Raw genomic sequence first — 19,510 nt, 5'->3', positions numbered from 1 at the left:
GGATGACACAATCACCGGCAGGGTTCGATGCGGACAGCATCGGCAGATGGATCGAGCGGAGATTCGGGATCAGCGATTTCGACGTCGAAGTGATGTCAGTCGGTCGGTCGAATCTGACGTTCACCATCCTCGTCGACGGCAACCCACGCTGGGTCCTGCGCCGCCCTCCCCTGGGCCACGAGGGCGGCAGCGCTCACAATGTCGCCCGCGAGGGCCGGATCATGGCAGCGCTCAATGACAGTGACGTTCCGGTGCCGACCGTCCTCGACATCGTCGACGACCCCGAGGTCCTCGACGTGCCCTTCGTGTTCATGGACCACTGCCCGGGATTCCCGATCAACACTCCCACCGAGTGGGAGTCCATCCCACCTGAGAACCGCCGCGACTGTGCATTCGGCATGGTCGACGCGCTGGCGGCGATCCATTCCGTCGACGTCGATGCTGTCGGATTGTCCGATCTGCGTCGACCCGGCGGACTCATCGACCGGCAGCTGCGTCGTTGGATCGGGCAGGTCGAGAAGATCGCGATGCGCGAGACTCCGATCATCCACGAGGTCCACGATGTCCTCCGCGAGGCCATGCCCGACCCTGCGGGCTCGCCCGTGGGAATCGCACACGGGGACTTCAAACCGAACAATATGATCTTCGCCCCTTCGGGGTCGGTCAACGCCGTCGTCGACTGGGAGCTGACAGCCATCGGCGAGGTGCTCACCGACCTCGGCTATTTCGTCGCCATGCTCACGGTGCCCGAACAGTACACCAGCATCTGGGTACCCCGAGCCGACGACGGTTTCCCCACCACAGACGAACTCATCGACCGCTATCAGGAAGTCAGCGGGCACGAAGTCCACGATGTCAGCTACTACTCGGCGTTCGCGATGTGGAAACTGGCCTGTATCCGTGAAGGCGTCTACACACGACTGGCGACTGGCAAGATGGGCGACCTCGATCTCGACCCGGAAGAGGCCGGAGCCGGGGTCGAAGACCTCGCTCGCCAAGCCCTCGACCTGTTGGAGAGATCATGACCTCATCCCTGGCTGGCAAACGTGCAGTGGTCACCGGGGCCGCCGGTGGAATCGGCGCCGCTTTGGCCGCCGAGCTCATCGAACGCGGTGCGTCAGTCGTTCTCGCGGACCTCTCCCCCACGGTCGTCGACACCGCCGCCGAACTCGGCACCTCGGCATTCGCGTGGACGGGGGACGTGTCATCGGTCGAAGGAATCGGTGCGCTCATCGATTCTGCCGACGACCGCCTCGGCGGGATCGATCTGTACTTCGCCAATGCCGGAATCATCGGTCCGGCGATGCTCGGAGACTCCGACGCCGACTGGGACGCGATCATCGACGTCAACATGCGCGCCCATATCCGCGCCGCGCAGGCACTCGTCCCCCGCTGGCAGGAGGCCGGTTCCGGGTATTTCGTCGCCACCGCCTCGGCGGCAGGACTGCTCACGCAGATCGGCTCGGCCGCGTATTCGGTGACCAAGCATGCGTCAGTCGGATTCGCGGAATGGTTGGCCATGACCTATCGCGATGACGGAATCCGCGCCTCGGTGGTCTGCCCGATGGGAGTGAACACGAATCTGCTCGACGACGCCGGATCCGCCGGCGGCGCCGCCCAGAAGGCCGTGACCTCAGCCGGAACCGTCCTGGAACCCGCCGAGGTGGCCGCCATCGTCCTCGACGCCGTCGAGAACGAGCAGTTCCTCATCCTGCCGCACCCCGAAGTCCTCGAGATGTACCGGATGAAAGGCAGCGACTACGACCGCTGGCTGCGCGGAATGTCCCGATACCAAGCCCGACTCAGCGAACAGTGACACCGATCCCACCACCGAGTGAGACTCACCCGAGACCAGACCTCACAGCAGTGTGAGACCCACCGAGAAGCAAGGAGCCCACGTGTTGGAAACCAGCGAACGCGGACGCGAGTATCAGGAGCGTCTGAACGCCTTCATGGACGAATTCGTCTACCCGGCCGAGCCGGTCTACGCCGAGCAGATGGCCGCGGCGGCCAGCCCCCACACACAGCCGCAGATCCTCGAAGACCTCAAAGCCGAAGCGAAGAAGCAGGGCCTGTGGAACCTCTTCCACCCGCACCCGGAATGGGGACCCGGGCTGACGAACCTCGAATACGCTCCATTGGCCGAGATCACCGGGCGCAGCCTGGAGATCGCCCCCGAAGCGATCAACTGCAATGCACCGGACACCGGCAATATGGAGGTCTTCACGGTCTTCGGCACGGATGAGCACAAGGAGAAGTACCTGGGGCCCCTGCTCGAGGGTGAGATCGCTTCGGCCTTCGCCATGACCGAGCCGGCCGTGGCCAGCTCCGATGCGACGAACGTCGAGATGAGCATGGAGCGCACCGACGACGGATTCGTGCTCAACGGCCGCAAGTGGTTTGCGTCGAACGCGATGCACCCGAACTGCCGGGTGCTCATCGTCATGGGCAAGACCGATCCCACCGCCGAGGTGCACCGTCAGCAGTCGATGCTCGTCGTGCCGATCGATGCCGCCGGAGTCACCGTGGTGCGCAACCTGCCCGTATACGGCTACGCCGACCGGGAGGGCCATGCCGAGATCATCTTCGAGAACGTGCTCGTGCCGTTCAAGGACATTCTCAAGGGCGAGGGCGAAGGCTTCGCCATCAGTCAGGCGCGACTGGGCCCGGGCCGCATCCACCACTGCATGCGTGCCATCGGAGCCGCCGAGCGCGCGCTCGAACTCATGGTCAAGCGCGCAGAATCTCGCGTGACTTTCGGTGAGAAGCTGTCGAACCGGGCGAACATCCAAGACTGGATCGCCGAGTCCCGGATCGAGATCGATCAGGCTCGGTTGCTGACCCTGCACGCCGCGGACATGATGGACAAGTACGGCAACAAGGTGGCGAAGAACGAGATCGCTGAGATCAAGGTCGTCGCACCGACGATGGCGCTGAAGGTCATCGATCGGGCGGTTCAGGTCCACGGCGGCGGCGGAGTCACCGAGGACTTCCCACTGGCCCGGATGTGGGCGCATATGCGCACCCTGCGTCTGGCCGATGGACCGGATGAAGTGCACAAGCGCTCCATCGCCCGCAATGAGATCAGGAAATACCGCGGCTGAGGTCGGCTCTTCCGCGATACAGTGAGACCCCACCGGGCCCGCAGCAGTGTGCACGGGTCCGGCACCGCCTGCGAAAGGATGTTCAATGACGAACAATTGGTTTGAGGATCGCCCATGGATCACCACTTTGGGCGATCTCGCTCAGGAGCCCTATGTGCTGCCGGATTCCACGCCCTTGGCCGACCTGGCTGCAACAGTCGACGCCCGTGGCGACGAGGAAGGCATCAACTACTACGGATTCACCCTGACCTGGGCGGAGTTCGACCGGTGGTCGACAGCTTTCGCTGCTTTCCTCTCGGCCCACGGGATCAAGCCCGGCGACCGTGTCGGCATCTATGATCAGAACACCCCCGCGTTCGTGATCTCCACCTATGGGGTCTGGAAAGCCGGAGGCACCGTCGTCCCCCTCAACCCCATGTACCGCGGCGAGCTCGAGCACATCTTCGCCGACTCCGAGGTCAAGGGACTCATCGTCTCTCAGGCTGCCTATCTCGACCGGGTCAAGGACTATACCTCGGACCTGCCGCTGGTTGTGCTCAGTGATGACCGGAGCTTCCAGACGGATGGCCCTGATGCGATCTATGCGATGTTCGACAAACTGCCGCGCTTCGAGGACCTGCCGCCGGCCGAAGGACGTTTTGCGTTCGCAGAGGCGGTGGAGGACAACCTCGATACCGACTTCACCCCGTACTCCCCTGCTCCGTCGGACCTCGGTCTCATCGCCTACACGTCCGGCACCTCGGGACGGTCGAAGGGAGCGGCAGCGACTCATGCGAATATCTCGAGCAACTCGCGCTACTGCCTGCGCAACCCGATCCTGGGTCCCGGCGACGGCTACGTCTCACTGGCTCCCCTGTTCCACATCACCGGATTCATCTGCCAGTTCCTTGCGGCCGTGGCCGGCGGTGCCCGGCTCATCCTGAACTATCGTTTCGAACCCGGTTCGCTCATCGCTCTATGTGATCGGCAGAAGCCTGCGTACATGGCCGGCCCGGCCACGATATATACGGCGATGATGGCGCACCCCGCCTTCAGCGCCGAGAAGTTCGCATCCTTCAAATCCCTCATGTCCGGCGGTGCACCGCTGCCCGAAGGACTGGTCAACAAATTCGAAGAGCGTGCCGATATCTATGTCGGTCAGGGCTACGGCCTGTCGGAGACCTGCGCCCAGGTCGCCACCGTGCCGCATGGATTCCAAGCCCCGGTCGACCCGGACAGCGGGAACCTCGCCTGCGGTCTGCCGCAGCCTGATGTGATGATCCGCATCCTCGATGACCACGGTCAGCCCATGGGCCCCGGGGAGGTCGGAGAGATTGCGATCTCCGGACCGCAGGTGGTCTCCAGTTACCTCAACAACCCGCAGGCCACCGCGGAGCAGATCCCCAACGGCGAGCTGCACACCGGCGATGTCGGGTTCATGAATGAAGACGGGTGGCTGTTCATCGTCGACCGGAAGAAGGACATGATCAATGCCTCCGGCTTCAAGGTCTGGCCGCGGGAAGTCGAGGATGTGCTCTACATGCACCCGACCATCCAGGAGGCAGCTGTCGTGGGCATTCCCGATGACTACCGCGGCGAGGATGTGTCGGCCTTCGTCACCCTGCAGCCCGGCGCCGAGGCGACCGCTGACGAGATCATGTCATTCTGCCGGCAGAAGCTCGCTTCCTATAAGGCTCCGCACCAGGTGACGTTCATCGATCAGCTGCCGAAGACGAGTTCGGGCAAGATCCTGCGGCGGACCATCCGCGCCGATGCCGTCGAAGCCGCCCAGGCAGCCAAAGCGGCAGCGGGGTCTGCCGACTGAGGCTGAGGTCGGGCCTGTCTTGCGCGATTCCGGCTTCCGCGGCGTCGGCGTCGTTCAGGGGACGCGGGATGCCGGATACTTGTCTGCTTCGCTGATGATCTCCGGAGTCTGCTCGTCGTCCTCGACGATGCCTGCCATCTCCCATCGGCCATGGACCGGGCAACGCTGAAAGCGATACGCGCCGAAGCGGATGGATTTGAATGACATCAGCGGAATCCAGCGAGTGCGGTAGTACCCGCCGCCGGAGCAGCGGACGATGACTTCATCGGCATAGGTCTTCTCGCTCATGACCCCCAGGTTAACGCAAGGCCCCTTAACGACGTCGAGACTGGACGCCGAGATTCAGCCCAGGCTGACGGTTTCGGCGCCGCCGATGGAGGCGAAGCGGTCGGGCTGACAGGTGAGCAGAATGACCTGAGCCGTGCGGCCGACATTGCCGAGGATGACGTTGAGGGCGGCCAGGCGCTGCTCATCGGAGAAGCCGAAGGCATCGTCGAGGATGACCGGTGCTCCGGCTTCCGCATCGACGAGGGTGGCGACGGCGAGTCGGCCGATGAGCGCCAACTGTTCCTTCGTCCCACCCGAGAGCGCGTCGAAGGCCACGGTGCGTCCGTCGAGCGTGCGAGAGACGATTTCGAGGTTCTCGGAGATCTCCACCGACAGTCCCTGACCGAAGATCACCCGACCCAGCTTCTCGATCGCCTCCTTGAACGGGGCGACGTACCTCCGCTGAGCCTCTTCCTTGTGTGCGAGCACGGTGTCGCGCAACAGTCGGATCGCATTTGCCTGCCGCTGCATGCGAGCCAGCTTTGACCGAATGGACTCCACGTTCTGCTCTGCAGCTTTGAGCTTGTCGTAGATGCCCTCGGCCGCACGGTCATCGATGAGAGCCGCGAGCTGATCGACCTCCTGCCGGTCCTTCTCCTGCTGCTTCTGTTTGCTGTCGACGAGCTGGAGAGCGTTCTGCAGTCGCATCTCAAGAGTCTCGGGGTCGGCGGCCTCGTATGCGGAGCGTGCGGCAGCGGCTTCGTCCTCAGCCTGTGTCAGTGTCGCCGTGGCAGCGGTCAGTGCTTCGTCGAGGGACTCATCGGAGTTCGCTTCCCTGTCCATGCTCAGGCGGGTGCTGAGGTTCTGCAGCGTCGTCGCCGCCTGTTCGCGCGTCGACTGTGCACGCACGGCTGCCACACGTGCCTCATCCCGGTCGGTGCGAATGCGTTCGAGCGTGGTTCTGGCCGTCTCGACCTGCGCGGTCGCATCGTCGACGGCTGCTGACGTCGATTCGACCAGTGCTTCGAGGTCGTCGATCGATGCGGCGGTTCCGCTCGTATCAGCGGGGTCCCCCGCCACGTGTTCGGCTCGGGTGAGCGCGGCATCGAGTCCGTCGCGGTCGTCGTCGCCGATGAGCACCCGCAGAGTCGATGAGGCTTCGGCCAGCACGGACTCGGCATCGGTGCGCACCTCGCTGCGTTCGCGTGCCTGTTCTAGGGAGGTCACGCCGAGCCGGTCGAGTTCCGCGTCGAGAAAGGTCTGCGCGGAGTCGAGGGCCCGGTCGAGTTCGGCTGGTGACTGTCCCGGTCGCACAGTGATGTCGACGACGGAGTCGACGAGGATCTGCAGGTCCGAGGTGACGGCGAATTCCTCGGCGGACCCCTTGGGCACATCGGTTCCGTCGATGCTCACGGCGGTATCGCCGAGGCGGCGGGCGACGATCTGTGCGGCGGCCGCGGTCTTCGCGTTCTGCGCAATGCGCAGCTCGGTGAACAGTCCTCCGAGTTTCTCCACGTCTTTCGCGGTCACGGTGATCGACCCGATCGTCGCTTTCGCCTCGGCTGCTCTGCGTTCCTGGTCGCGGATGTCGGCCAGCCTCTTCCGCAGAGTCTCGACCTCTCTGCGTGCGCGGGCCCGAGCGAGATCGGCGGCTGCGGTCTTCGCTTCAACCTGAGCGGTGAGGAGTGCGGTCTGTTCGGCCTCGAGGCCCTTCTGCGCCTCGGCGAGAGACGAGTCCTCTTCCTGCTGTGCGGTCGTGACCGTCTTGAGTGCATCGTCGGCAGTCTTCACCGACTCTTCGGCCGCGGTGACCTCGGTGATGAGTGCCTGACGTCGGTCTCGCGCCTCCTCGGCACGCTGACGTTCTCTCTGTGCGACGCCCGCGCGTTCGAGAGCTCGATCGAGTTCGGTCTTGAGCCCGGACACGGACTGCACAGCCTGTTCAGCCTCTTCGCGTTCGGTCACGGCCGATGCCAGCTGAGTACGCCCATTCGTCAGCCGCTCGGCTGCTCGAGCATGCCGGTCGACGAGCCCGTCCATATCGGCGCTGCGAGCCTTCAGTTCACGATGCTGCTCTTCGGCGCCGGGGAGTTCTTCGGTGAGCCTTCGCAGCTCACCCGTCTCCTTGCCCTTTGCCGTGAAGAACCTCAGGTATTCGGTTTCGACTCTGTCGAGGAAGGCATCGTGGTCAGCCGGTTCCTCCCCGGCCTCGCCCAGAGCACCGTGCAGTGCCTTGATCTCGGCCAGGGAAGCCTGGTCGAGGCTCCGGCCCTGAGCGACGTCGAGAGCGTCGAGCAGGTCGACATCGACGGTTTCGTCGAGGATCGCCAAGAACCGCTCATGTGCTTCGCTGCCGCTGAGCTGTTGGGGGGCGGGGTTGAGAATGCTCAGCTCGGTGAAGGGCTGTTTGATCCAGCGTTTGCTGTATCGGAGTTCGTAGTCCCCGGTGCTCAGGTGCAGTTCGACTTGCGGACCGACGTCGGAACCGACCGGTTGGGTGTCTTTGACGCTGGCCTTGCGGGAGCTGTCCTTGTCCTCGCGCAGCTGCGTGATGGCCTGATGGATCGAGGACTTCCCGACCTCGTTCGGGCCTTCGACGATCGTCACCCCGGAGCTGAAGTCGACGGTGGCGTCGCTGATCGCGCGGTAGTCGATGAGGCGGATGGAATGGAGTCTCATGAGCCGCTCCTGGCGAATCGGTAGAGCAGACCGAGTGCGTCTTGGGCCGTGACTGCTGAGTCGTCGTCTGCGGTGGCACGTGCGGAGAGTTCGTCAAGAGTCTCCTGCAGGTATCCGCTCAGTCCGAGATCGGCGAAGTCGTCGTCCGCAGCGACGACGGCCAGGTCCATGTGACGCTCCCAGAGTGAGACGAGCGCGAACAGGTCGGAGAAGTGGTCGAGCTGTTCGTCGAGTCGGGCCTTCGCCGCCGTCGGCAGAGTGCCGCGCAGGATCAGCCACACCGCCGTGCGGTCCTTGTCGGGAACGGCATTCATCCGCTCTTCGAAATCGGCGACATCCTCGGCGGAGTTGAGGTCGGCTTCGATGACGGTGAATGCCCATGTGCCGACGCGGACCTTCTCGACCTCGGCCCGGTGGGTGTCGGCATCGATGTCGACGAGGAGCACGTTGCCCGGATCGGTCTCCCGCCGAGAGGTCACTTCCGGTGCTCCCGGATACCAGATGCGGTCGGCGACCTCGAAGGTCGCGTGCCGGTCGCCGAGCGCGACGAACTGGGCCCGGTCGTCGCGCAGCAGTGCCTGCAGATGGTCGGTGTCGATGGTGGCCAGCGATTCCCGATCCGGGTCGAGGACGCTCACGGCTCCGTGGCCGGCGATGATCCGGATATCACCGGCAGCCACCTCGGCGAGGTCTTTCGTCGCTGTGGCGACGAGATCCCCTTGAGGATGTTTGGAAGACCAGGGGGCGCCGATGATCTCGACCCCGGAAACGACGGTGAACGGGTCGCTGCCGCGCAGGACATGCACATGCGAGGGCACCCGTGAGGAGAAGGCCGGGGAGTCATAGATCGATGCGGCGTCCAAGGGGTCATGGTTGCCGGGAAGCAGCACGACCGGCACGGTGAAAGCGTTGAGGACTTCGAAAGTCCGGGCGATGATCGCGCGGTCGAGCTGGTTGGTTTCGAACACGTCCCCGCAGACGAGGACGAACTCCGCGCCCGTCTCGGCGGCGAGCGCTCCGATGCGGGCAACGGCGTCGAGGCGGGCGCGGTGGAACCTAGGCCGGGCCTCGTCGCTGAGGTAGTGCGCGGTCATGCCGAGCTGCCAGTCCCCCGTGGCGATGAATCTCATCTGCTCCTCCTCAATCGGTCCCATCCTACGGTCGCAGGCCCACACTATCGGCAGGCACTGACGCGGGTGTTCTGCACCACACAGATACCCTCAAACGCTGACTTAGGTTAGGCTAAACATTTGTGAATGCGATTGCACTGACTGCCACCGGCCTCAATCTGGGCTACGACCGCACCGAGGTCGTCCATGACGTGAGCCTGACGATCGTCCCCGGACGGGTCACCGCCCTGCTCGGACCCAATGGGTCGGGCAAGTCCACCGTCCTGCGCTCACTGGCCCGGCTGCACCCGATCACCTCGGGCGACGTCGTCATCACCGAGGCCGACGCAGACACTCCATCAAGCACTCTGACGGCCAGAGAGTTCGCCCGGTTCGTCACCCTGCTGTCCCAGTCGCGCCCGCACCCGTCGGGCCTCAGTGTCCGTGAGATCGTCACCTTCGGCCGCCACCCGCACCGTAAGCGCTTCGCCGGGCTCACCGACGTCGATCGCGCTGCCATCGATCGCGGCCTCTCCCTCACCGGCACCATGGCGATGGCCGACCGTCCGGTCGACCAGCTCTCCGGCGGCGAGCTCCAACGCGTCTGGTTGGCGACCTGTCTGGCCCAGGACACCGGAGTCCTCCTGCTCGACGAACCGACGAACCATCTCGACCTGCGCTACCAGTCGGAGATCCTCGACCTCATGCGCGAACTCGCCGACGACCACTCCATCGCCGTCGGCGTCGTCCTCCATGACCTGGAACATGCCGCCACCGTCGCCGATCACGTGGTCCTGCTCGAACAGGGCCGCATCCGCTCGGTCGGCACCTGCGAAGACGTCTTCACCGCCGAGACGCTGAGCGAGGTCTACGGGCTGCCTATCTCGACCCGGATCGATGCCGACACCGGCCTGGTCCGGGTCGAAGCCCTCCACCGACGGACTCGTCGCCCGGCCGCAGCTCTCTGAGCACCCCACCGCACCTTCTGACAGTCACACCCAGAAATCGCACCACCTCATCTCCGATCGCCGATCGGTTCACAGAAAGAACACCATGACCAGAACACCTCTGTCACGCACCTCGTTCGCCGCCTTCGCCTCGGCAACGGCGGTCTGCGCACTGGCCCTGACCGGGTGCGGCACCACCGATACCGACGCCCCTGCTGATGCGAAGGGACAGACCTCCGCATCGTGCGCGGACGACTCGAGCACCACCTCGGCGGATCCGGTCACCGTCACCGACGACACCGGCCACGAGATCGAACTGGACAAGCCGGCGGCGAAGGTCGTCTCTCTCGAATGGCAGTACACCGAGGATCTTCTCTCGCTCTGCGTCGATCCCGCCGCTGTCGCCGATGCGAAGGGCTTCACCACCTGGGACACGGCAGAGAAGCTGCCCGACTCCACCACCGACGTCGGCACTCGCCAGGAACCCAACGTCGAATCGATCCTGTCGGCCGATCCGGATCTCGTCATCATCGAAACGACGAACCGCAAGGACAAGATCGTCGGTCAGCTCGAGAAGCAGGGAATCCCTGTGATGGCGATGGCCGGCGCCGACGGCAAGGATCCCGTCAAGTACATGAAGGACACGTTCACCACCGTCGCCGAGGCGACCGGTCGCACCGAGCGCGCCGACACCGTGCTCGGCGATTTCGATGCGAAGCTCGAAGAATCGAAGAAGGCCATCGCCGAGGCGGACCCGGCCACCACCGAATTCGTCTACTTCGACGGCTGGGTCAACGGTTCGAATGTGGCGCTGCGTCCCTTCGGCCAGGGTTCACTCATCGGCGAACTCGGCGAGGAACTGGGCCTGAAGAACGCGTGGACCGGTGAGGTCGACCCCGCGTACGGACTCGGCCAGACCGATATCGAAGGCATCTCGAAGGTCGGTGACGCGAACTTCTTCTACACCGGGACCGAGGACCCTGAGTCCGAGGACTATGTGGAGCTGCTGAAGAAGAACGACATCTGGGCGAACATCCCCGCAGTGAAGGACGACCGCACCACGGCCTTCCCGGCAGGCATTTGGACCTTCGGCGGACCCAAGTCGTCCGAGCAGGCCCTCGACGCCTACGTCGACGCACTGACCAAGTAGACCGTGGCCTCTCCCCTGACCCGTCCGAACACCTCCCAGCAGACGGCTGCGGCACCGGAACCGACCATGGTTCCGGTCCGCGGCCGCGGAATCGTCGGTGCCCTGTCGACCGCCGCCGCACTGCTCGGCCTCATTGCCGTCCTCGTCATCGCCTCCGCCTGGCATATCACGCAGGGCACCTCGGGCATCGGCATCAGGGAACTGTTCACGGCCGTGACCGGCACGCTCTCCCCCGCCGAGGATGGCCCCAGTGCCCGTGACATCCTCCTCGGATCCCGGCTGCCGCGCGTGGGGGCGGGCATCCTCGTCGGCCTCGCCTTGGGTGTGGCCGGCGCCCTGTTCCAATCGCTGGCGCGCAACCCCTTGGCATCGCCGGACACGCTGGCGGTCACCGGCGGTGCGTACTTCGCCGTCACCGTGGTCACTGCCTTCGGCATTGCGATTCCGATCTGGGCCTCGGGAGGGGTCGCCTTCCTCGGCGGCCTGCTTGCCGCAGCCCTGGTCCTCGGCCTGGCCGGAGGCGCAGGAGCCTCGACGACTCGGCTCGTGCTGGCGGGCACGGCCACGGCGATGGCGCTGCAGGCGGCGACATCGACTCTGCTCATCCTCTTCGCCGAAGAGACGACGAGTCTCTTCTCCTGGGGTTCGGGCACTCTCAATCAGCTCGATGGCACCGCGGCCCTGCGCAGCATTCCCGTCATCGCTGTCATCGCCGGCGGTGCGATCCTGCTGTCGAGGCGTCTGGACCTGCTCGGTCTCGGCGACGACGCCGCCTCGGTGCTCGGGGTTCCGGTCAGGTCGACGCGGGCCATCGGGATCCTCCTCGCCGTCATGCTCACCGCCACTGCGGTGACCCTGGCCGGTCCGATCGGCTTCGTCGGCCTCTGTGCCCCGGTCATCGCCCGGCTCCTCGCCCGCGTCGTACCGAGCCTCGGCCGTCATGCCGTGCTCTTTCCCGCCGCCGGTCTCATCGGTGCGATCATCGTCATCGTCGCCGATGCCCTGCTGCGCGCGATCGTCGGCGCCACCGAGGCGATCACCCTCCCGTCGGGAGTGACGACGACTGTGCTCGGGGCGATCGTGCTCGTTCTTCTGGCGCGATCGATGCGCACGGCATCACCGGCCGCGGCCACCTCGGCGGCGAACTCGGCTGTGGTAGGTCCGCGACGTGCCGGGCTCGTCATCGGCATCGGCATCATGGTCCTCATCCTCGTCGCCGTGATCGGTCTGCTCACCGGGGAACGGTTCTACCTCCTCGGCGATGTTCTGCTGTGGTTCCAGGACCGGGCGGCCCCCGTCATCGATTTCGCCTTCGACTCACGCGCGCCCCGCGTCGCCGCTGCTCTGGCTGCCGGTGCCGCGCTCGGACTCTCCGGCACCCTCGTTCAGGCCAGTGCACGCAACCCTCTGGCCGAACCCGGCCTGCTCGGCATCACCGGCGGGGCCGGGCTGGGTGCCGTCATCGTCGTCACCCTCATTCCCGGCGCTGGGGTCGGACTCGTCTCCGCGGTCGGGATCGTCGGCGCGCTGGTTGCCTTCGCCATCGTCTACGGACTCTCATGGCGAGGTGGGATGAATACCGATCGCCTCGTCCTCATCGGCATCGGGCTGTGGTTCGGGTTCACCGCCCTGACGACACTGTTCCTCGTCCGTGCCAATCCCTGGGACACGCCTGCCCTCTTCACGTGGCTGTCCGGATCGACGTACGGAAGGGCGTGGGCGGACATCGCACCAGTCGCCCTCGCCCTGCTCGTCGCCGTACCGCTGGCGTTCGTGTGGACGCGCGAGCTCGACCTGCTCGCCCTTGATGATGACACCCCACGGCTGGTCGGGGTTCCGCGTGAACCGGTGCGTCTGGCAGTGCTCATCACCGCCGCCGTGCTCGCGGCGGTGAGCGTATCGGCAGTCGGCGTCGTCGGATTCATCGGCCTCGTCGCCCCGCACGCTGCGCGCGCTCTGGTCGGCGCCCGTCATATCCGGGTCGTGCCCACGGCGATGCTGCTCGGAGCCGTGGGCCTTGTCGTCGCCGACGCCGTGGGGCGCACGGTCATCGCTCCGGCGCAGATACCGGCCGGTCTCATCGTCGCCCTCATCGGCGCCCCGTACTTCGTCTACCTGCTGGCACGCACCCGCGCCTGACATTGCGTGAGACTCGCAAGGTCCCGCGCTGCTCCTCGCCTGCCCGGTTGCCTTGCAATTCGATGTGCACTCTCCAGCCGATCCGAGTAACGATCAGCAGATGAAAGGTCGCCGCCGAGTCACGATGGCATTCGGCGGCGACCTGTGTATCGTTCGGTTGTCAGATGATTCCCGTCGGCACCAGCAGAGCCCACGCAAGAAGCGGGGCGATGAGGACGACGAACCCGGCGTAGATCATGAGGTCGCGCCAGATTGTTTTGGCTTCGCCGCACTGTGTGTTGGCAATGATGAGCGCACCGTCTGTCGAGAACGGAGAGACATCGACGATCGTCGCCGATACCGCGAGCGCCGACATGACGGCTGTCGCGCTGAGGGCACTCTGCTCGAGCAGAGGGATGGACATCGGAATCAGGGCGGTGAGCAGCGCAGTCGAGGATGCGAAGGCAGAACTCACTCCGATGACGTAGCAGAGGACGATCGCGACGATGAGTGGAGCACCAATTGCCACCGCCATCTTCGAGAGCGAATCGATGACGCCGGCGTGGGTGAGCAGGCTGACATAGACGATCATGCCCGACACCAGAAGGACGGTCGACCACGAGATTCCTGAGACGAGGTTCTCGGAGCTCTTCAAGGAGGTGAACGCCAGCACGAGTCCGCATGCCAGTCCGAGGAAGCCGATCGGCAGCTCGAATCCGACCGCGCCGACAACCATGACGACGATGAGGCCTATGGTCAGCCACACCTGACGAGTCATCGGCGATGTCGCTGTGCGCACCTCGGTCTCTACTGCGACTGCCGTTCCAGAACCGCTTCCCTGCCGAGGCATCCTACCGTCAGAGTCGGGCCCTTTGCTTCCCACACCGGAGTCTCCATGAGCTCCCCAACTCTCAAGGTTGTCCGGGTCGGGCACTGTACGCAGTCGCCCGAGGGCCTTCATCACGACGACAGTGAGAATAGTGACCAACAAGTTGATGACATAGGCTGCGAGGAAGAGAGCCCCGCCGTTGATCTCGAAGCCATTGGCCTCGGCAATGTCACGAACAATGTTTCCGGACACGGAGATCGGTGAGAACCCACCGGCGTGTGCGCCGTTGATGACCATCGCTCCCATGACTACTCCGCTGTAGCCAGTCGAGGCACAGAAGCCCATGGCTGCCGGTGCCAGCAGAGCAACTGCGGCGGGAGAGAATGTGCCCATCGCTGTCAGCAGCGAGGAGACGACGAAGAAGATCCACGGCACGATATTGATACGACCCCGGACTGCGCGGATAGCCAGATCCACGAGGACCCTAATGGTCCCGTTCTTCTGGGCGATGCTGAAGAAGAAAGTCACGCCGACGATCGTCAGCACGATGCTCGCGGGAAACTCCTCAAGGATCTCCTTGTCATCCATGCCGAAGACGAAGGTGCCGAAGACGAAAGCCCCGACGAGGCCCATGATCCCGATATTGATGGGCCATTTGGTGGCGGCGATGAACATCACCACCAGCACCACGAGCATGAGTATCTGAACTAGGGACATGGGTGTTCCTCCAACTTCATTGTCAGCTGATCTTCCTTGAAAAGATTCAGGTATTCCTAGGGACGGTCGTTCATGAGACCAGGGGCAGATCTATGTCTGCGTGGGCAATCCGCCGCGCCACCCGTCTGACTCCGAGACGAGCGACTTGCCCCGACCCGGTGAGCTGAACTCGACAGACGATGACTCCGACGGGGGTGCCGATTCGGATAGCCACCTCGTCGTCGGCGTCGGTGTGCTGAAGAGCCCGCTTGTCGATGACGTCATTGACAAGACTTCCTTCCACGAATGAAGCCCGTGCCAGGGCGATCGCCGAAGTGATTCCGATTGCGGGATGCAGATCGAACATCGAAACCATCCGCGCAGAGATGTCGTAGTCTCCGGCGGAGATCCTCTCTCCGGAGATGCCGGTGTAGTCGGACGGCGGCGCGATGAGGCCCACCTTGGGTACGGCGGGGCTCGGCTCCTCGCCTTCGGCGCTCAGTCCCATTGACCTCGATGCGGCCGATCGAATCTCGACGAGCTCATTGAGTCTCAGACGGATCTCCGCGGTCGGCTCGGCCCCGGACAGTCCGAGCTCAGCGGCACTGACGAAGCAAGCCGGAGCACCGGCGTCGATGCAGCTGACGGTGATCGAAACTCCGTCGCAACTCACCTCGGTGGCTGCCTCTCCGGTCGGCAGCAGCTCGCCGGTTGAAGCACCGTCGACGTTTTCGAAGAAGACGTTGACCGGAATGCCCGGCATCGAGCTTCCCGGTATCGTTTCGGAGCCGTTCGATGGAATCTTCTTTCCGGGTGTAGCTACATGAGCGACCACGACGGAACGAGTATTCTCATTCACCATCCTCACCGGAGTGACTTCGCCGCCAGGTCGGACCAATCCGTTCTGGACCGCGTAGAGCGCGACAGCCGAAGCGCAATTGCCGCAGTTCGACGTGAACTCGACCGCCGACCGGCCGATTCCGACCTGCGCGAACAGGTAGCTGACGTCGATGCCGGGGATCGCCGACGGCGAAATGACGGCAGCCTTGGAGGTCGTCGAGGAAGCCCCACCGACTCCGTTGAGCTGACGGTCATCTCCCGACCCGAAGGCCGCAGACAAGGCTTGCGCGATCCCAGCTCTGTCCGCCGGCATCTCGTCATTGGCGAACAACCAGCACTTGGACGTTCCGCCTCTGTACCACTGTCCGTGGAGCTGACTTTCCACTCGCATCTCCTTGGTCCATCGCCGCTGTCTGCGACGACGAACATCAAGTTTTCACATCGTCTAGTTAAGTTCAATCAACACTTGGTAACCTCTCTATAAGCTACGCTTAAACTATGAGTTCAGCGCCCTACAACGTCGACCGCCTCCTCCTGCTGCTTCTCGTCTTTCGGACAGGCAGCCTCTCCGCCGCCGCCGACGAACTCGCGTTATCGACCTCGGCAGTGTCACAGCAGATCAGCAAACTGGAACGCGAAGTAGGCCTTCCGCTTGTCGTCCGTCACCCGAAGGGCATGCGCCTGACAGATGCCGGAGTCAAACTCTCGTCTTATGCGGCGACCATCGACAATGCGCTCACGGCCGCAAGGAACGACATGTCCGCGTTTGCTCAGCTCGACCGAGGCGAAGTTCGGATTGCCACATTTCCGACCTTCGCCGCGTCGGTGATGCCGAAGATCCTTCAGCATTTCCATGAACTGCATCCAGACCTCGATGTGACGGTCAAGAGTTACCGTCTCGACCGCATCCAAGAGGCGCTCGAACGCCGCGAAGTCGATCTCGCGACAGTGTGGGACTACCCCTGGGCGCCGATCGACGACCAGATCCCCGTGACGACGACGCTGCTCAAAGAGCCCACGATGCTGCTTCTGCCATCAACTCACGCCTTAGCACGACGCAGAGTCGTGGAGCTCAAAGAGGTGGCGGACAATCCATGGATCACTCGCTCTTCCCACCCCGTTGCCTCGGTGCTCGGACGGATATGCAGTGATGCCGGGTTCGCGCCGCGCATCGTCTTCGAGGCCAATGACTACCAAGAGCTTCTGGGCATGGTCGCCGCCGGGCTGGGGGTGGCCATCGCCCCTCGCCTTGCAGTCCATTTTCATAGCCCCGACGTGAAGGTCGTCTCCATCAGAGGAAATCCAGCGCCGAGACGCATCGTCCTTTCCCAACTGCCCGAACGAGTGCCATCACCGGCTGTGCTGTCTCTGGTTCGCGCATTCCGCAAGATCGCCAGCGCGAAGGAATGGCGGACCTAGCAGCTCCCTCCGACTCCACGACCGAGCATCTCCACATGCGACGGTCTCAACGATGTACGCACTTTCTCATCAGTCCTCGATTGCCCACGCGGCCGCGTGCGCGCGGATGAAATCGCGCAGGCGCTCGACGACGCGGCCGGGCCGACGCACAGCCGAACACAGCGCGACCTCACGCACGTATTCGGCCCCGTCCAGAGCCACCTCGGTGATTCCGTCGACCGGACGCACCGCGGGCGGGATCAATGCCACGCCCATTCCACGACCGACGAATTCGCGGATCGTCGAGAACTCGGTGACCTCGATCTTCACCTCCGGATCGAATCCGCTGGCCTGACACCAGCGGTCGGTCAGCACCCGGAGGTTGTAACTCGCAGGGGTGGCGATGAATTCCTCGGACGCCAACCGATCCAGGGTGATGCTGCGGACACCTGCCAGCGGGTGCACATCGGGCAGCGCCGCGATGATCGTCTGTCGTGCGAGCACCTCGTGGCTGACCTCGGGCGGCGGCGGAATGATGATCGCCAGATCGAGAGTGCCCCGCTGCAGATCAGCGACGAGCTCGGCACCGTGGGCCTGTTTGAGATCGAGGCGGATGCCAGGATGAGCCCGGTTGAAAGCCGCGAGCAGGTCGGGCACCTCACCGGCGCCCATCGTCAGCGGAAATCCGAACCGAATCGTGCCGTGCTCGGGATCGGCCACCTCGGCGAGATCGGCCAGCGCCGCATCGATCTCCGTCAGCGGGGCACGCACCGCAGCCACGAGATCCAGCGCTGCCGTCGTCAGACCGATGGCGCGTCCGCGCGGAACGGTCAATGGCACCCCGAGGTGGCTTTCGAGGGCGCGGATACGTCGGCTCATCGTGGATTGGGGTATGCCGAGGGCGGCGGCGGCCTCGGTCAGATGCCCGTCCTGATCGGCCAGCTCGACGAGTTCCCGCAGCGCCGTCAGCGGCGCCGCGCGGGACTCGGATGATCGTTCCATACTCGGATCATACAGTTCCGATCGCGCATTGGACGGATGATTCATGGGGGCGCATGGTGAGAATATGACTGCGAACCCCAAGCACACCGACCAGCTGCCCGATGCCGATGTCGTCCTCATCGGCGCGGGCATCATGTCCGCGACTCTCGGTTCGATGCTGACTCTGCTCGATCCCGATCTGCGGATCCTCGTTCTGGAGAAGGCCGAATACATCGCCGGAGAGAGCAGCGACCCGTGGAACAATGCCGGCACCGGGCATTCGGGGTACTGCGAACTCAACTACATGCCTGACCCCGCCGATGGCGCGAAACCGGCAGAGATCGCCGGACAATTCCACCTCACCCGCCAATGGTGGGCCCATCTCGTCCGACTCGGGCTCCTCGACCCAGCGGAATTCATCCACTCGGCCCCACACATGAACCTCGTCTTCGGGGACACGGACGTCACCTACCTGCGTCGACGCGTCGACACCCTGAAAGCTGACCCGCTGTTCTCCGCAATGGAGTACACAGAGGATCCGGACACTATCGCCCGGTGGGCTCCCCTGACGATGGAGGGACGAGCCGACAGCGACGAGCCCATGGCGGCGGCCCGTCACCCTCGCGGCACCGATGTCGATTTCGGCGCTCTGACGTCGGCACTGCTGAGCATCGGGTCCACCGAGGTGCGAGCGGGTCACACAGTGACCGGGCTCGAATCGCGCACATCGGGCTGGACGGTCAGCGGATCGACACCGGCGGGACCGTTCGCCGTGCACGCGAAGACCGTGTTCGTCGGGGCCGGCGGCTTCGCGCTGCGACTCCTGCAGAAAGCCAGGATCCCCGAAGTCCGCGGCTACGCCGTCCTGCCGGTCGGGGCCGCTTTCTACCGGTGTTCGACCCCGGCGGTCGTCTCCCGCCATGATGCGAAGGTCTATGGTCAGGCCGATGTGGGCGCCCCGCCGATGTCGGTGCCGCATCTGGACCGCAGAGTCGTCGACGGCAAGGAGCATCTGCTATTCGGCCCCTACGCGACCTTCAGCACGAAGCTGCTCAAGCACGGTCGCCTCTCCGACTTCTTCACGACGGTGCGGCCTGACAACGTGCATGTCATCGCGGCCGCCGGTCTGCAGAACCTCAGTCTCGTGTCGTTCCTCGTCAAGGAGCTCGCCGCCAGCCCGTCCCGGAAATTCGCGCAGCTGCGACGCTATCTGCCCCTGGCCCGACGCAATGAGTGGGCCCTGTTGCCGGCCGGGCAGAGGGCCCAGCTGGTCAAACCGGATCGGCAGAAGATCGGCGTCCTGCAGCAGGGCACCGAACTCGTCGTCTCCGCCGACGGCTCGATCGCGGGTCTGCTCGGGGCCTCCCCCGGAGCATCGACGGCGGTGCCGATCATGGTCGATCTGCTCAAGCAGGCCTTCCCCGCCCAATGGCACGACAGCTGGGGGTCCCAGATCGCCGAGGCGGTCCCCGACCTCGATCGCACCGACTGGACCGCCGAGGCGGTCGCTCGTTCCCACGCCACGACCGATGGAGCGCTCGGCCTGTCCCCGGTCAACTTCGCGTGACCCGCGCGGACTTCCGCTGCG

Annotated in this window: 15 protein-coding genes; 9 read left to right on the top strand and 6 right to left on the bottom strand. The window is 64.6% G+C overall.

Annotated elements, in window-relative coordinates; genetic code table 11:
* The first annotated feature begins 2 nt into the window (after positions 1 to 2).
* The 4 genes from ACVZTU_RS06495 (at position 3) to ACVZTU_RS06480 (ending at position 4,908) form a co-directional block, all read left to right on the top strand.
* The gene (locus ACVZTU_RS06495; RefSeq protein WP_420097187.1) at positions 3 to 1,025 is read left to right on the top strand and encodes a phosphotransferase family protein; all 1,023 of its coding nucleotides are present in this window, start codon (positions 3 to 5) and stop codon (positions 1,023 to 1,025) included.
* A complete protein-coding gene (locus tag ACVZTU_RS06490; RefSeq protein WP_139907411.1) occupies positions 1,022 to 1,816 on the top strand; it encodes an SDR family oxidoreductase in 795 nt (264 codons plus the stop codon). Before ACVZTU_RS06495 ends, ACVZTU_RS06490 begins: the two co-directional genes overlap by 4 nt.
* 82 nt (positions 1,817 to 1,898) lie before the next feature.
* A complete protein-coding gene (locus ACVZTU_RS06485; RefSeq protein WP_139469620.1) occupies positions 1,899 to 3,104 on the top strand; it encodes an acyl-CoA dehydrogenase family protein in 1,206 nt (401 codons plus the stop codon).
* Between the two features lie 85 nt (positions 3,105 to 3,189).
* Positions 3,190 to 4,908: a class I adenylate-forming enzyme family protein gene (locus ACVZTU_RS06480; protein WP_482401598.1), complete on the top strand. Its 1,719-nt coding sequence runs from the start codon at positions 3,190 to 3,192 to the stop codon at positions 4,906 to 4,908.
* A 54-nt stretch (positions 4,909 to 4,962) separates the two neighbouring features.
* Here the strand turns inward: ACVZTU_RS06480 and ACVZTU_RS06475 are convergent, their stop codons facing one another.
* From ACVZTU_RS06475 to ACVZTU_RS06465, 3 genes are read right to left on the bottom strand one after another with little or no spacing between them, the layout of a single operon-like run.
* Entirely contained in the window at positions 4,963 to 5,196 is a 234-nt protein-coding gene (locus tag ACVZTU_RS06475; protein WP_139469622.1) for a hypothetical protein, read from the bottom strand.
* A 54-nt stretch (positions 5,197 to 5,250) separates the two neighbouring features.
* Positions 5,251 to 7,854, bottom strand: a complete 2,604-nt coding sequence (locus tag ACVZTU_RS06470; protein ID WP_139907408.1) for an AAA family ATPase — start codon at positions 7,852 to 7,854, stop codon at positions 5,251 to 5,253.
* A complete protein-coding gene (locus tag ACVZTU_RS06465) occupies positions 7,851 to 8,984 on the bottom strand; it encodes a metallophosphoesterase family protein (RefSeq protein ID WP_482401597.1) in 1,134 nt (377 codons plus the stop codon). Before ACVZTU_RS06465 ends, ACVZTU_RS06470 begins: the two co-directional genes overlap by 4 nt.
* Before the next feature lie 122 nt (positions 8,985 to 9,106).
* Here ACVZTU_RS06465 and ACVZTU_RS06460 point away from each other — a divergent pair, with 122 nt between their 5' ends.
* The 3 genes from ACVZTU_RS06460 (at position 9,107) to ACVZTU_RS06450 (ending at position 13,199) form a co-directional block, all read left to right on the top strand.
* Positions 9,107 to 9,931, top strand: a complete 825-nt coding sequence (locus tag ACVZTU_RS06460; protein WP_139469625.1) for an ABC transporter ATP-binding protein — start codon at positions 9,107 to 9,109, stop codon at positions 9,929 to 9,931.
* Between the two features lie 85 nt (positions 9,932 to 10,016).
* A complete protein-coding gene (locus ACVZTU_RS06455) occupies positions 10,017 to 11,060 on the top strand; it encodes an ABC transporter substrate-binding protein (protein WP_139469626.1) in 1,044 nt (347 codons plus the stop codon).
* Positions 11,061 to 11,063: 3 nt separating this feature from the next.
* A complete protein-coding gene (locus tag ACVZTU_RS06450) occupies positions 11,064 to 13,199 on the top strand; it encodes an iron ABC transporter permease (protein WP_258041918.1) in 2,136 nt (711 codons plus the stop codon).
* A gap of 160 nt (positions 13,200 to 13,359) precedes the next feature.
* Here the strand turns inward: ACVZTU_RS06450 and ACVZTU_RS06445 are convergent, their stop codons facing one another.
* Positions 13,360 to 14,724, bottom strand: coding sequence for an SLC13 family permease (locus tag ACVZTU_RS06445; RefSeq protein WP_482401596.1), 1,365 nt, complete (start codon positions 14,722 to 14,724; stop codon positions 13,360 to 13,362).
* A 70-nt stretch (positions 14,725 to 14,794) separates the two neighbouring features.
* On the bottom strand, positions 14,795 to 15,928 hold the full coding sequence (locus ACVZTU_RS06440; RefSeq protein ID WP_482401595.1) for a PrpF domain-containing protein: 1,134 nt from the start codon (positions 15,926 to 15,928) through the stop codon (positions 14,795 to 14,797).
* Positions 15,929 to 16,041: 113 nt separating this feature from the next.
* Here ACVZTU_RS06440 and ACVZTU_RS06435 point away from each other — a divergent pair, with 113 nt between their 5' ends.
* Positions 16,042 to 16,962 carry a LysR family transcriptional regulator gene (locus ACVZTU_RS06435; protein WP_139469629.1) on the top strand — a complete coding sequence of 307 codons (921 nt, stop codon included), beginning with the start codon at positions 16,042 to 16,044 and terminating at the stop codon, positions 16,960 to 16,962.
* A gap of 69 nt (positions 16,963 to 17,031) precedes the next feature.
* Here the strand turns inward: ACVZTU_RS06435 and ACVZTU_RS06430 are convergent, their stop codons facing one another.
* A complete protein-coding gene (locus tag ACVZTU_RS06430; protein ID WP_172168690.1) occupies positions 17,032 to 17,943 on the bottom strand; it encodes a LysR family transcriptional regulator in 912 nt (303 codons plus the stop codon).
* Between the two features lie 64 nt (positions 17,944 to 18,007).
* Here ACVZTU_RS06430 and ACVZTU_RS06425 point away from each other — a divergent pair, with 64 nt between their 5' ends.
* Positions 18,008 to 19,489, top strand: a complete 1,482-nt coding sequence (locus tag ACVZTU_RS06425; protein WP_482401594.1) for a malate:quinone oxidoreductase — start codon at positions 18,008 to 18,010, stop codon at positions 19,487 to 19,489.
* Positions 19,490 to 19,510 lie beyond the last annotated feature (21 nt).

Source organism: Brevibacterium sp. OS20 (assembly GCF_056837565.1).
This window is presented reverse-complemented; position numbering and strand designations above follow the sequence as displayed.

Excerpts from the sequence above, each read along its gene's own strand:
- ACVZTU_RS06495 (WP_420097187.1), top strand. The coding sequence starts at position 3 with ATGACACAATCACCGGCAGGGTTCGATGCGGACAGCATCGGCAGATGG.
- ACVZTU_RS06490 (WP_139907411.1), top strand. The coding sequence starts at position 1,022 with ATGACCTCATCCCTGGCTGGCAAACGTGCAGTGGTCACCGGGGCCGCC.
- ACVZTU_RS06480 (WP_482401598.1), top strand. The coding sequence starts at position 3,190 with ATGACGAACAATTGGTTTGAGGATCGCCCATGGATCACCACTTTGGGC.
- ACVZTU_RS06475 (WP_139469622.1), bottom strand. The coding sequence starts at position 5,196 with ATGAGCGAGAAGACCTATGCCGATGAAGTCATCGTCCGCTGCTCCGGC.
- ACVZTU_RS06470 (WP_139907408.1), bottom strand. The coding sequence starts at position 7,854 with ATGAGACTCCATTCCATCCGCCTCATCGACTACCGCGCGATCAGCGAC.
- ACVZTU_RS06465 (WP_482401597.1), bottom strand. The coding sequence starts at position 8,984 with ATGAGATTCATCGCCACGGGGGACTGGCAGCTCGGCATGACCGCGCAC.
- ACVZTU_RS06455 (WP_139469626.1), top strand. The coding sequence starts at position 10,017 with ATGACCAGAACACCTCTGTCACGCACCTCGTTCGCCGCCTTCGCCTCG.
- ACVZTU_RS06445 (WP_482401596.1), bottom strand. The coding sequence starts at position 14,724 with ATGTCCCTAGTTCAGATACTCATGCTCGTGGTGCTGGTGGTGATGTTC.
- ACVZTU_RS06435 (WP_139469629.1), top strand. The coding sequence starts at position 16,042 with ATGAGTTCAGCGCCCTACAACGTCGACCGCCTCCTCCTGCTGCTTCTC.
- ACVZTU_RS06430 (WP_172168690.1), bottom strand. The coding sequence starts at position 17,943 with ATGGAACGATCATCCGAGTCCCGCGCGGCGCCGCTGACGGCGCTGCGG.
- ACVZTU_RS06425 (WP_482401594.1), top strand. The coding sequence starts at position 18,008 with ATGACTGCGAACCCCAAGCACACCGACCAGCTGCCCGATGCCGATGTC.